This is a genomic window from Methylobacterium sp. P5_C11 (genome assembly GCF_054049775.1).
In genome coordinates this window covers 1-12,111 of record NZ_JBFULS010000064.1, presented here as the reverse complement: position 1 = coordinate 12,111, position 12,111 = coordinate 1, and the positions used below count along the sequence as shown (strand labels likewise).

Below are 12,111 nucleotides of genomic sequence, written 5' to 3'. Positions count from 1 at the left end.
CCACGTTGTGGTTGGGTCGGGCGCGACAGGCCGACAGGGGAAGACGATAGTGGGGAACGACAACCTGCCGATGGTCTCCACCGGGGCCGGGCGCGCCATGGCCGAGAGCGGCGTCGCACGGGCGCGCGAGGCGTACGAGAGCCTCGCCGAGGCCGGTGAGATGGCGCTGAACGCCTTCGAATCGTCCGTGACGCAGAGTTTCGAGGGATGGCGCTCCGTGTTGGGCTCCAGCCGTGACACCGCCCACCAGCTCACCGACAGCAACGTCGCCGGCGCACGCCGAATGCGCGAGCAGTGGGAGACCGCCGGGGCGCGGCTCTACAACGCCTTCGAGGATAACGCCGTCCACGCCATGGCGGCGATGCGTGAGATCGCCCACCGCATGCTCGTGGCCTCGGATACGAATGTCCGGGCCAACCTCGACTTCGCGGACCGGATCGCCAAGGCGGCTGACGTCCGGGAAATAGCGGCGTTGAACATGGCGTTCCTGCAGGAGCAGTCACGCCGGTTCACCGACCAGATGGTCGATCTTCATCAGACCACCGGCCGCCTCGCGCGCGAGGCCGCGGCGCGGTCGGAGACGCCGTGAACATCCACGCCGCGGGACAGGGCACCGCCACAGCACCGGTGCCGCGCCTCGACGACCTGAGCCGTGCCGACGTGCCGTTCCGGACCGGCCACTTCCAGGCCTACGCGCCGCACGATTTCCATCGCATCGCCTACGTGGAGTGGGGTGATCCGGACAGCCCGCACGTCGTCGTCTGCGTCCACGGTCTCAGCCGCCAGGGCCGGGACTTCGACGCCCTCGGCTACCGGCTGGCGAAGCTGGGATACCGAGTGGTCTGCCCGGACCTGCCCGGGCGCGGCCTGAGCGGATGGCTGAAGGACCCGGAACTCTACGGCCTGCCGCAATACGCCGCCGACATGGCGGCGCTCATCGCCCATCTCCGGATCGTCGGGAAGATCGACTGGGTCGGCACCTCCCTCGGCGGCCTGACCGGCATGGTCCTCGCCGCCGCGGCCCGCTCTCCCATCCGCCGGATGGTGGTCAATGATATCGGCCCGTTCCTGCCCTGGGCGCCGATCCGGCATATCGGCTCACGCCTGCGCGATGCGCCGCGGTTGCACCACAACCTCGCCTCGGGCGAGTCGCGCCTGCGCACCGTGCTGGGCGCGTTCGGGCCGCTCACCGACGAGCAATGGCGCCACATCGCCAAACACAGCTTCTTCCCGGAACCCAACGGTGGCTGGCGGCCCCATTACGATCCCGGCATCGGCGACGCGTTCCGGCCCGGGCGGGTCTACAGCGTCAGCATGTGGCGCGACTGGGACGCGATCTCCTGTCCCGTCCTGCTGTTGCGCGGGGAACGCTCGGAGCTGCTGCTCGCCGCCACGGCCGACGAGATGACCCGGCGCGGTCCACCCACCGAGCGGGTCGATATCCCGGATTGCGGTCACGCGCCGGCGCTGCTGGACGACGAACAGTTGCGAATCGTGACCGCGTGGCTCGGTCCGGCGGCGTGAATTCAGGCGGCAGGAAAGCCGGGATCGAGCGGCCGTTTGCCGGTCCGGACGCAAGGGATCCATTCGGGCGAACCGACGCGTCGCAGGGCACCGAATAGCGCCCCACAGTTTTCGAAAGTCGATGATTAGATAAATCTGCTCACTTTTATTTGATCGTCGTCCGTATTTGTGGCGCTATCATCGTGGCGACTGAAGGGGCGGGGCGGCCGACTTCGCGACCTAAGATTTCGATAGCGTAACCATTCGTTGCGCGCGTGGCTGATCTGTGGCACTAACAGGCGACAGCTCTGGATCTCGGACGCCTAATGTTGCACCTGTTGGTTGTGATTGGCGCCCGCAATCCGGGCGAGCAAGCCTGCTAACAGCCAGAACATCCGGACTACCCACCATGGCCAACCCAACCCCCAAGCCGAAGCAGACTACCGCGATCGATCACGGGGTCGGCAGCCGCATCGCGTTCCTTCGGGCCGCCAACGGGCTCAGCCAGTCCGCCCTGGCCAGCGCGCTGGGCGTCAGTTTCCAGCAAGTCCAGAAGTACGAGACCGGCAAGAACCGGGTCGGGGCCGGCCGCCTGCAGGCGATCGCCGAGCGGCTTGGCGTCCCGGTCTCCAGCTTCTTCGAGCCGGAGCCCGAGGCGGTCACGGAGAACGGCCCGACGCTGCTGCGGGTCGCCGGGGCCGTCGAGCTTCTCCGGGCCTACAATCAGATCGCCGACGAGCAGATGCGTCGGGACGTGCTGTCGCTCGTGAAATCCGCAGCGCGGATCGGTCAGACTAAGCCGGCTGACGAGGCCGCCCATCAGGGAGCCGCGGCTTCCGGAAAAGCCTGACGCGCGGCATAGAGCCATCGCGGAACGGATCGAGCGGGGAGACCATGGCCGCAACCCCGACGCCCGTGACCAATCTTCTGGCCTATCTGCCGCACGACGAGACCGACGAGATCGTGTCGGTTCTGGTCTCCGCGCCCGGCCTGCGCGTGGAACGCATCGTCTCGACCGGCCAAGCGAGCCCGCCCGGTTTCCACTACGATCAACCGCATTCCGAATGGGTCGCCATCCTGGCGGGTGCGGCGGATTTGCGCTTCGCCGATGAGCCCGGCCCCCGTAGTCTTGCCGCCGGCGATGCCGTGCTGATCGCGCCGCATCGCCGGCACCGGGTGGAGTGGACTGACACGCCTACCGTTTGGCTGGCGATCCATTTCGGGCCGGAACTGGACGTCCCGACGACGGCGCCGGTCGAGTAGCCGCAGGCGCGGCTCAGGCCGTGAAGCGGGCGATCGCCACGGCGGTTTCCCCGTACACGCGTCGCTCCAGCTCGGTGAAACCGGCCGGCCAGACGGAGGCTACGGTTTCGGCTTCCTCGACCACCACCAGCGCGCCAGGCTCGATCCACGCACCCGCGGCGGCGCTCGCGAGGGCGCGTGGCGCCAGGTCGCGGCCATAGGGCGGGTCGCAGAAAACCAGGGAGAAGGTGCCCGCCGTCGCGGCCGGCCCGAGCCGCGTCGCATCGCGCCGGAACAGGCGGGTCACGCCCTCAGCGCCGAAAGCCTCGATGTTGGCGCGGATGACCGCGCGGGCCTCAGCGCCCTCGTCAACCAAGAGTGCTGTGGCCGCCCCCCGCGACAGGGCCTCGAAACCGAGGGCGCCCGTGCCGGCGAACAGGTCGAGGACCCGGGCACCCACGACGGCGTCGTCATAGGCGTGCGCCAGGACGTTGAACAACGATTCACGCAGCCGGTCCGATGTCGGCCTGATGGCGTCGGTGCGCGGCGTCGCGAGTTTGCGTCCCCGCCACGCACCGCCGACGATCCTCATCGCGGTCCGCGCGGCGACCGCCCACCGCCGCCGGGCTTGGCACCACCGCGCGGAGCACCGGGTCGGCCGCCGGGCCGGGCGCCACCCTTGCCGGATCCGTTGCTGGCGAAGCCGCCCGGCTTGCCGCCGGGACGGGAACCGCCCGGACGAGCACCGCCCGGCTTGGGACCACCGAAAGCCGGTTTGCCGCCACCAGCCGCCGGCTTCGGTCCGCGGAATCCGCCCGGTTTGCGCGATGCGCCTTCGCTCGATCCGGCCTCGAAAGGTCGGTCGCGCCGGCCCTCCGGCTTCCCGCTGCGACGCTCGTCGAAGCGCGTATCGCTCCGTGGCCCTTCGGCGCGCGCGTTTTCCCGGCGCGGTCGATCGCGGGCGTTGCGCGAGTCTGCACCGCGCGTGTCCGCACCGCGATCGGGGCGTGGAAAGGCGTTGCGCGGTGGCCGCTCGGAGGTCGCGTTGTCGGCGAAGCGACGGCGGGGCTTCTCGGCGGGGGCGGGCTCCACCGGCGTGGCCGCGAGCCGCTCCACGATGACTCTGCGCTCGCCGGCACGGATCGAGCCGACGCGCTCGCGGCCGCGTTCCGCCGCGGCCGCCTGGGCGGCCCTGGGATCGCCGCCCCGACGGGGCACACGCGTACCCCTTGGCTTCTCGCCCTCGTCGTCGCGCCAGCTGGACTTGCGCGGCCCGGGGCCGGTACCGCCCGTCGAGACGCGCGGCGTCGGCGCAGGACGGGCCGCGTTGCGCCGGTTCGGCGCCGGCTGCGCATCGCGGCCGTCCGTGCGCGGTCCGCCGAAGGGCGGAATCGGCTCCCGCACCGGGCTGTCGAAATCCACTTCCGCCTGTTCGGCGAGGCTCTTGCCAAGCTGATCCTTCAGCACGCGCGTGCGCACCTCCTCCACCAGTCCGACCTCGAGGTCGCCCAGCTGGAATGGACCGAAGGAGAGCCGGATCAGCCGGTTCACCGAGAGCCCGAGATGCTCGAGGATTCGCTTGACCTCACGGTTCTTGCCCTCGCGCAGGCCGAGCGTCAGCCAGACGTTGTCGCCCTGGACGCGGTCGAGGGTGGCCTCCACCGGGCCGTACTCCATCCCGTCGATCGTCACGCCCTTGGCGAGCTTGTCGAGCTGCGCCTGGTCGGTGTCGCCGTGGGCGCGGACGCGGTAGCGTCGCAGCCAACCGGTATCGGGATGTGCGATGACCTTGGCGAGGCCGCCGTCGTTGGTGAGGAGCAGCAAGCCCTCGGTGTTGATGTCGAGACGCCCGACGGCCACCACCCGTGGCAATTCTTCGGGGAGCACGTCGAACACGGTCTGGCGGCCCTCCGGATCCCGGGCCGTAGTCACCACGCCCCGGGGCTTGTGGAAGATCCACAGGCGACTGCGTTCCCGGGACGGCATCGGCTCGCCGTCGATCAGGACACGGTCAGTCTCGGTGACGTTGCGTGCGGGGGAGGCCAGCGTCTCGCCGTTGACGCTGACGCGTCCCGCCAGGATCATAACCTCCGCGTCGCGCCGCGAGGCGATGCCGGCGCGCGCCATCGCCTTCGCGATGCGCTCACCGGGGGGCGTCTCGGTCGATCCCTCGGCTCCGGTGGATGGTTCGGCCTCCGACTGCGGGCCTTTACGCGCGGCCCGCGGCTTGGCGGCAGCCTTCGTGGCCGCGTCAGGCGCCGCCTCGGCGGTTCCCGCGTCGGTCGGCGGCGTCCAGCTCTCGCTGCGAGGAGAAACCGGGGCCGGACGGGCAGCCCCCTCCGGCGTATCGTCGTTCGGCATGTCGCTCATGCCCGCGGCTTATCAGAGCCGCCCCGCGCAGGCGAGACGGGTCTTGAGCCCGTGCCAGCAGCTTGAACGCAAAAAGGCGGCCCCTTCGGACCGCCTCGACGCACAGACCAGTACCGGAACCTCAGAGCCTGGGCGAGCGCCCGCGCATGACGCCGAAGACGGCGGAGATCAGGAAGAGCGCGATCGCGATGAAGAAGACGATCTTGGCCGCTTCCATGGCCGTGCCGGCGATGCCGCCGAAACCGAGGAGCGCCGCCACGAGAGCGACAACGAGAAAGGTGACAGCCCAACCGATCATGGCATCCTCGCATTATTCGGGTCGGTACGAGACTGGAACCCGCCTGAGGCGGGTTCCGTTCCGGTCGTATACGGTGCTCAGAGCTTGTCGGTCGCCGACTTCACAGCGCTCTTAGCATCGCCGACAGTGCCCTGAGCCTTGCCCTTGAGTTCCTGGGCAGCGCCGTCGGCCTTCAGCTTGTCGTTGTTAGTCACGTCGCCGATGCCCTGCTTGGCCTTTCCGAGAGCCTCGTTGGCGACGCCCTTGATCTTGTCGGTGGTGCTGCTCATGGCGTTGTCCCTGTGTTCGAGCTGCGGCGGCGCCGCATTGGTGTCTGAAACGGTCACGGTCGCTCGAATGTTCCAGCCCTTAACATTGATGTGAATCAGCGGGTCTGTCCGATCCCTGGCCATTCCGGCGATGGAGTAAGAACACCTTGGCTGCCGATCCGATCCACGACCCTGGGCGCGGACCGTCCAGTCCCGCGACCGCGCTGGATCACGCTTTCGCGGCGGCCCGTGCCGCCGCCGCCGCCGGAGAGGTCCCTGTCGGGGCCGTGGTGGTCCGGGACGGGATCGTGCTGGCCGTCGCCCACAACCAGCCGCGGCGTCTGCATGATCCGACGGCGCATGCCGAGATCCTGGCGATCCGCGCGGCCTGTGCCGCCATCGGCGATGAGCGGCTCACCGGTTGCGACCTGTATGTCACGCTCGAGCCCTGCCCGATGTGCGCCGGCGCCATTTCCTTCGCGCGCATCCGGCGCCTCTACTACGGAGCCGCCGATCCGAAGGGCGGTGGGGTGGAGCACGGACCGCGGGTCTTCGACCAGCCGACCTGTCATCACGCGCCAGAGGTCTACGGTGGCTTCCGTGAACGCGAGGCGGCGGCCCTTCTCCGGGACTTCTTCGCGCAGCGCCGTGATTGACCCCCCGCCAGCGTGACGCGCCCGCCACCATCCTCCACCGGCGCGCAGAGGAGCACACGATGATCCCGACCTATTCCAGAGCTCTCATCGTGGGGGCCGGTTCCGGCCTCAGCGCCTCGCTGGCGCGGCTCCTGGCTGCCGATGGCCTGAAGATCGGTCTCGCGGCCCGCAACATCGACAAGCTCGCGGACCTGGCGGAGGAATCCGGTGCGTCCCTGCACGCCTGCGACGCCAGTCGTCCGGAAGAAGTGGAAAGTCTGTTCGCCCGCCTCGAGCCCGTCCTCGGCGGCGCTCCGGACGTCGTCGTCTACAATGCGAGCGGCCGGCTGCGTGGTTCGATCGCCGATCTGGATGCCGTCGCGGTGGCTGAATCGCTCGCGGTCTCGGCCTATGGCGGATTCCTCGTGGCGCAGGCCGCGGCGCGCCGGATGCTGCCACGACGGCACGGAGCGATCCTGCTGACCGGTGCCTCGGCGAGCATCAAGGGCTTCGCCGAATCGGCGCCCTTCGCCATGGGGAAATTCGCCCTTCGCGGGCTCGGCCAGAGCCTGGCGCGGGAACTGCAGCCGAAGGGCATCCACGTGGCCCACGTCGTCATCGACGGCGCCATCCGCAATCCGGCCCGCGGCGGCGAACCGCCTGAGGCTCCGGACAGCCATCTCGATCCCGACGCCATCGCGCGAGCCTACCGGGATCTGCTGCGTCAGGACCGGAGCGCCTGGACTTCGGAACTGGAATTGCGGCCCTGGACAGAGCGCTTCTAGGGCCGATCAGGGATTTACGCGCAATCCGAGCAGGAACGTGTTTTCCCGGAAGCTCGAGCCCGCGACGGTACTGTCGATCTTCTGGTAAAGATAAGTGCCGCGCAGGGTCAGCCAACGGGTGAAGTGGTAGTCGAGCCGTGCGGTCGCTGAGAAGCCGTTCTCCCGGATAGTGCTGTTCTGATAATCATTCTTGAGGTAGGAGCCGCCCAAGACGATCGAGAGGTTGCGCATCAGATCGTGCTGGACTTCCAGGGTCGCCACCTCCGTGAGGACGCCGCTGGAGCCCGGGATCGTCGTCTCGGTCACGCCGGTTGCCGCGGTCAGCCGGACGGTCGTCAGGGGGCTCGCCGCCCAGACCAGGGCTGCGTTGAGCAGCGGCGCGTTGATGTCGCGTAGGGTCGGATCGACATAGGTCCGGTGCTGGATGCCGGCGGAAACCTCGCCTGTCAGCGCGCGCCCGAGCCCGATACTGGTCCCGAAGGCGAGGGCGATGCCGTCCGAATCCCGGCGCACGCCGGAGGCGTCGATCCGCCGGTCGTAGACGCGGGTGTCACCGAGCAGGTCGATGAAGGGGCTGAAATCGGGATTGACCTCATAGGCCGTGCGGAGCTGAAGGCTGTATTGATTCAGGTTCCGATCGGATTGATCGACCGTCGTTCCGTTGGCCAGCTGTGCGTTGTCGAATTCGGAGCGGTCGATTGAACCGCGCAGAGTCACCGACAGTCGGTTGAACGTCTCGGTGGCGCCCAGCGAGCCGCCATAGACGGCCAGAAGGGGCCGGCTCGTGGCCGTCACCGCCTGAAGATTGGCGCTCGACGTGCGTTGCGTGTCCACCAGGAACCGCCCCTCGGCATCGATGTGGAGATCCCGGTCCGCGTCAATGCGCAGGCGTACGGTGCCGTCGGCCGCGGGCCGACTCGCGGCCTCGTTCTGGGGCGTCTCCAGATATGACCCCCGCAGCGAGCCCTGGAGCGAACTCGACGACCAGTTGCTCCGAAAATCGACCGTGGCGTCGGTGCGGAAAGCCGCCGAGCCCTTGGCGAGCTGGCGATTGGTCTGGTCCGGATTCGAATCGTAACCGACGCTCTGCGCGAAGGTCGGGAGCACCGTGAAGGTGCCGATCTGATAGCCGATCGGCGCGAAGGCTGGATCGGTGGGGATCGCGCGCGCGAGGTCTGTGCCGAGGATGAAACCCGGTGTCAGAAGACCGAGGGCCGGCGTGATGGCCAGCAGCGGAAGCCCCGGCCGGAACGGGATCACCGCCTGCGGATTCGGAACGCCGACCACCGGCTGCTGGACGATCGGCGTCAAGCGCAGGGACGGTGCCGGAACCTGGGTGACATCCTGCGTCACCCGCCGCGTGGCCGAACCGATCCGCCGCGGCGGGGCAGCCCTGGTGCGCAGGAGGGTCGACGGAGCCAGGTTTGCCGGCGCCGTCGTCGACCCGCCGGTCTGCCGGCCACCGGTGGTGACGCGGGTGTCGAGCTGGGACAGGCCCGGCTGCCCCCGAGTCTGCGCCGGGATCGGAGGCGACAGGGGTGAGCGGAGGCTGTCGCCGCCGGTCTGCTCGCCGCCCGAGTTTCCGCCACCGAGGCCATTGCGGCCCTCGTCGCGGGTGAAACCGTCGGGGATGCTACGCTTGAGGGTCGGCAGGCCGTTGGGTGACGTCTCCTGGCCGAGGCCGGGATTGTCGGGTTGTCCCGTGACGGGGCTCGTGGCGTCGAACCGCTGAGCGGTCGCGGGCACCGCCGTGAGCGTAAGGCTCAGCGCCGCGATGGCGAGCCGCGTCCTCTGCCGTTCCCGCCGGTCAGCCGCCGTCCGCACCTGATGCCGGTCTCCGCCTACATCTCCGGCACCACAGCCCGGAGGTCACAGGACATGCCGCCTCCGAGTGGCTGCCGCATGGTTAACGAAAGCTAGCGGCTGCATGGTTAACACCCCGTCAACGCCGACTTCACCGCCGGGAATCGCCCCATTCCGTCTGTCTTGCTGTCACGCTGCAAATACGATTGAGAGTTTGCGTATACTCTGTTACAGTCTCCGAGAATTCGATCGCATCCGAGAGGGATTGATCGACTCAAGTAATTGTAACTCTCGAGGTTTGCCGTGAGTGAGAACGCAGATGGCGAGCACGGAGCGTGCATCGAGCTCGCGGTCGATATCGTGGCCGCTTACGTGTCGAATAATTCCGTACCCGCGGGCGACCTTCCAGGATTGATCGGCGGCATCCATGCGGCATTGAGTGCGCTGACAACTCAAGGTCGGGCCACCAATTCGCCCGTCGAGAAGTTGAGCACGGCAACGATCCGCAAATCAGTGACGGCTGACCATATCGTCAGCTTCGAGGATGGAAAGCCGTACAAGACTCTCCGTCGGCATCTGACACTGCGCGGGCTGACGCCCGAGGCGTACCGTGAGAAGTGGGGGTTGCCGCGGGATTATCCGATGACGGCAGCGAACTACTCCGCGCAGCGGTCCGAATTGGCCCGTGCCCTGGGATTGGGACAGCAGCGTCGCAAGCATCGCATCGCGCCAACGGCGGTACCGGACATGGCGACGGCGCCCGCCACGAAGACGCGTGGCCGGAAGAAGGTCTTGGTCGAATAGCTGTCTGTCCCAGCGCAGCAGGTTCAATCGACTTCGTGACGGCGAAGCCGCGGGCGGCTTGGTCCGAAGCATAGCCTGGCATCGCCAGCGGCATTGCGGCTGCGACGGGGTGCCCCTCTGCTGCGGCGGCTCGATTGATTTGGCCGGTGACTGAATACGTGCCCGTCAGTCCCGATGTCCCACACGACTCGTGCTGACGCGCCGTCCCGACCCGAAGATCCCGGGGATCGGCCATCGGAATATTCTTCGGATTCTGACAGGCGGCACAGCTTCAGGTTGGTGCCGGTCCAGGGATTTTCCGAGAAGAACGACCGAACTGCATCGGGTCTGCGCAACGACCCTGCGGTCAACACGCTTCGGTGTCGGTTGCCCCCGGTGGCCGGGTCGGGATGACTTCGCGACGACGTCAGGAACCTGCCCGCATCTCGTCAGCCTCGATCGTGCCGTCGCCCGTTGATTCGGCGGGGGCGAAAATCACGTCCTGACAGTGGGCGAAGCGGCCGGTCGGCGGGCACGCGCGCCGCGGCCCTTGCACGTCGCGCAACTGTGCGCCGCGCCATCACAGCTATCCAAGCGTCGTCGCAGTGCGATGTTGCTCCGCACCATCGGATCTCCGCCTGCGCCGAAGGATGTTGCCGTGCCGCCCCTGCCGATCCTCGCCCTCGCCGTTGCCTCCTTCGGAATCGGTACCACCGAGTTCGTGATCATGGGCCTGCTCCCGGAAGTGGCGCAGAGCTTCGGCGTCACCATCCCGCAGGCCGGCTATCTGGTTTCGGGCTACGCGATGGGCGTGGTCGTGGGTGCACCGATCGTGGCGATCGCCACCGCGGGCCTGCCGCGCAAGACCGCGCTCCTTGCGCTGATCGGCGTGTTCCTCGCGGGCAACCTCGGCTGCGCGGTGGCGCCGAGCTACGGCCTTCTGATGGCGGCGCGGATCCTCACGGCCTTCGCCCATGGGGCGTTCTTCGGGATCGGTGCCGTCGTGGCGCGAGATCTGGTTCCGCGGGAGAAACGCACGCAGGCGGTCTCGCTGATGTTCGCGGGCTTGACGCTCGCCAACGTCCTCGGCGTGCCCCTCGGCACCGCGCTCGGGCAGGCCGCCGGGTGGCGGGCGACCTTCTGGGCCGTTGTTGGGATCGGGCTCGCGGCGGCGGCGGCGATCCAGTTCTGTGTTCCCGCCGGCCTTCCGGGGACGCGCGGCCGGCTCGTCAGCGAGTTCCGCGCGCTCGGCCGCTGGCCGGTGCTGCGGCCGATGCTGATCTCAACCCTGTCGTCGGTGAGCTTCTTCACGGTGTTCACCTACATCACGCCGTTCCTCACCGGCGTGACCGGGTTTACGCCCCAGGGTGTGACCGGAGTTCTGTTCGCTGCCGGGCTCGGGCTGACCATCGGCAACCTCGCGGGCGGCCATCTCGCCGACCGGGGCGCCATGGCCACGATCGTCGGCAGCTTCCTGGGCATCGTCGCGGCGCTGCTGGTGCTGGTGGCGGTCGCGCATCATCCGGCGCTCACGGTGGCCGTGATCGTCCTGTGGTCGGGTCTGGTCTTCGCCCTGGTCTCGCCGCTCCAGATCTGGGTCGTGGAGGCCGCTAGCGATGCGCCGAACCTCGCCTCCACCCTGAACCAGGGCGCGTTCAACCTGGGCAACGCCACCGGCGCCTGGATCGGTGGTACGGCCCTCACCCTGGGCGCGGATTACGGCCAGCTGCCGCTGATCGCTGCCGCGGTGTCCCTTTCCGGGCTGGGATTGGTTCTCACGGCGGTGAACCGGAGCCTGTGGCGAATGCTGTCGCCCTCCGCGCGAGGGGCGTGAGGCAGAGCAGGGCGCTCGCGAACCCGATACCGTCTCGCTGGCCCGACTGAGCGGTCAGATCCTACCCAAGCTGTCAAGTATGAGCGCTTTGCAATCGAGTCGAATGAGTCGCCCATCTCGAAATTCATGATGTCATCGCTCTGCAACTGTAGAGGCAGAGACAGCAATTTCAGAAAGATCGAACGCTGATGCTGCATTCGATCGCCTTGATCTTCGCTTCGGCCGCATTCGCTCGAAGGCGAAGCGTTTCAAAAGTGTGAAGCACGCTGAAACGCTTCGGTTGCCGCGCGCTACCACGGCGAAGGAGGGAACAGCGTGACGGTCGCTGTGCCAGGGTACCGTGATCGCCGCGGCCGCAAACCCTAGTTGTGCAGTCCCGCGGTGTGGTGGCATCAATTTAGCTGTAACCGCCGCACACCGGGAGGCGTTATGGGACAGGTTCTTCACGGCTGCGCCACGACCACGCACGCGGTCAGAGCAACGCTACAGCGATCGAAAGCTCCGCTCAAAGATCTTGCCGCCCAGCATGGACTGAACCCCAAGACAGTCGCGAAGTGGCGTAAGCGAGCCTTCGTGCATGACGCGGCGATGGGACCGAAGACGCCGCGCT

Annotated in this window: 13 protein-coding genes and 1 pseudogene; 9 read left to right on the top strand and 5 right to left on the bottom strand. The window is 68.1% G+C overall.

What is annotated here, in order from left to right; translation table 11 throughout:
• Nucleotides 1-49: 49 nt before the first annotated feature.
• The 4 genes from ACXJKQ_RS24015 (at nt 50) to ACXJKQ_RS24000 (ending at nt 2,766) form a co-directional block, all read left to right on the top strand.
• Nucleotides 50-589 carry a phasin family protein gene (locus ACXJKQ_RS24015; RefSeq protein ID WP_457108207.1) on the top strand — a complete coding sequence of 180 codons (540 nt, stop codon included), beginning with the start codon at nt 50-52 and terminating at the stop codon, nt 587-589.
• Nucleotides 586-1,524, top strand: a complete 939-nt coding sequence (locus ACXJKQ_RS24010; RefSeq protein WP_457108206.1) for an alpha/beta fold hydrolase — start codon at nt 586-588, stop codon at nt 1,522-1,524. Before ACXJKQ_RS24015 ends, ACXJKQ_RS24010 begins: the two co-directional genes overlap by 4 nt.
• A gap of 388 nt (nt 1,525-1,912) precedes the next feature.
• On the top strand, nt 1,913-2,353 hold the full coding sequence (locus tag ACXJKQ_RS24005) for a helix-turn-helix domain-containing protein (protein ID WP_457108205.1): 441 nt from the start codon (nt 1,913-1,915) through the stop codon (nt 2,351-2,353).
• 44 nt (nt 2,354-2,397) lie between these two features.
• The gene (locus ACXJKQ_RS24000; protein WP_457108204.1) at nt 2,398-2,766 is read left to right on the top strand and encodes a cupin domain-containing protein; all 369 of its coding nucleotides are present in this window, start codon (nt 2,398-2,400) and stop codon (nt 2,764-2,766) included.
• Between the two features lie 13 nt (nt 2,767-2,779).
• Here ACXJKQ_RS24000 and rsmD read toward each other — a convergent pair whose 3' ends face one another.
• The 4 genes from rsmD to ACXJKQ_RS23980 form a co-directional block, all read right to left on the bottom strand.
• Nucleotides 2,780-3,337 carry a 16S rRNA (guanine(966)-N(2))-methyltransferase RsmD gene (gene rsmD / locus ACXJKQ_RS23995; protein WP_457108203.1) on the bottom strand — a complete coding sequence of 186 codons (558 nt, stop codon included), beginning with the start codon at nt 3,335-3,337 and terminating at the stop codon, nt 2,780-2,782.
• Nucleotides 3,334-5,115, bottom strand: a complete 1,782-nt coding sequence (locus ACXJKQ_RS23990; RefSeq protein WP_457108202.1) for a pseudouridine synthase — start codon at nt 5,113-5,115, stop codon at nt 3,334-3,336. The genes rsmD and ACXJKQ_RS23990 overlap by 4 nt, the downstream gene beginning before the upstream one ends.
• Nucleotides 5,116-5,236: 121 nt before the next feature.
• Nucleotides 5,237-5,413: a DUF1328 domain-containing protein gene (locus tag ACXJKQ_RS23985; RefSeq protein WP_457108201.1), complete on the bottom strand. Its 177-nt coding sequence runs from the start codon at nt 5,411-5,413 to the stop codon at nt 5,237-5,239.
• Nucleotides 5,414-5,490: 77 nt separating this feature from the next.
• Entirely contained in the window at nt 5,491-5,682 is a 192-nt protein-coding gene (locus ACXJKQ_RS23980) for a CsbD family protein (protein WP_457108200.1), read from the bottom strand.
• A gap of 146 nt (nt 5,683-5,828) precedes the next feature.
• On the opposite strand from ACXJKQ_RS23980, the gene ACXJKQ_RS23975 reads away from it, so the two are divergent.
• The gene (locus ACXJKQ_RS23975) at nt 5,829-6,317 is read left to right on the top strand and encodes a nucleoside deaminase (protein ID WP_457108199.1); all 489 of its coding nucleotides are present in this window, start codon (nt 5,829-5,831) and stop codon (nt 6,315-6,317) included.
• A gap of 59 nt (nt 6,318-6,376) precedes the next feature.
• Nucleotides 6,377-7,081: an SDR family oxidoreductase gene (locus tag ACXJKQ_RS23970; RefSeq protein ID WP_457108198.1), complete on the top strand. Its 705-nt coding sequence runs from the start codon at nt 6,377-6,379 to the stop codon at nt 7,079-7,081.
• Nucleotides 7,082-7,087: 6 nt separating this feature from the next.
• Here the strand turns inward: ACXJKQ_RS23970 and ACXJKQ_RS23965 are convergent, their stop codons facing one another.
• Nucleotides 7,088-8,905 carry an outer membrane beta-barrel protein gene (locus tag ACXJKQ_RS23965; protein WP_457108197.1) on the bottom strand — a complete coding sequence of 606 codons (1,818 nt, stop codon included), beginning with the start codon at nt 8,903-8,905 and terminating at the stop codon, nt 7,088-7,090.
• Nucleotides 8,906-9,187: 282 nt separating this feature from the next.
• On the opposite strand from ACXJKQ_RS23965, the gene ACXJKQ_RS23960 reads away from it, so the two are divergent.
• From ACXJKQ_RS23960 to ACXJKQ_RS23950, 3 genes and pseudogenes are all read left to right on the top strand, one after another.
• A complete protein-coding gene (locus ACXJKQ_RS23960) occupies nt 9,188-9,688 on the top strand; it encodes a MucR family transcriptional regulator (RefSeq protein ID WP_457108196.1) in 501 nt (166 codons plus the stop codon).
• Nucleotides 9,689-10,325: 637 nt separating this feature from the next.
• Nucleotides 10,326-11,501 carry an MFS transporter gene (locus ACXJKQ_RS23955; RefSeq protein ID WP_457108195.1) on the top strand — a complete coding sequence of 392 codons (1,176 nt, stop codon included), beginning with the start codon at nt 10,326-10,328 and terminating at the stop codon, nt 11,499-11,501.
• A 429-nt stretch (nt 11,502-11,930) separates the two neighbouring features.
• Nucleotides 11,931-12,111, top strand: a pseudogene (locus tag ACXJKQ_RS23950) (IS481 family transposase); the annotation flags it as partial.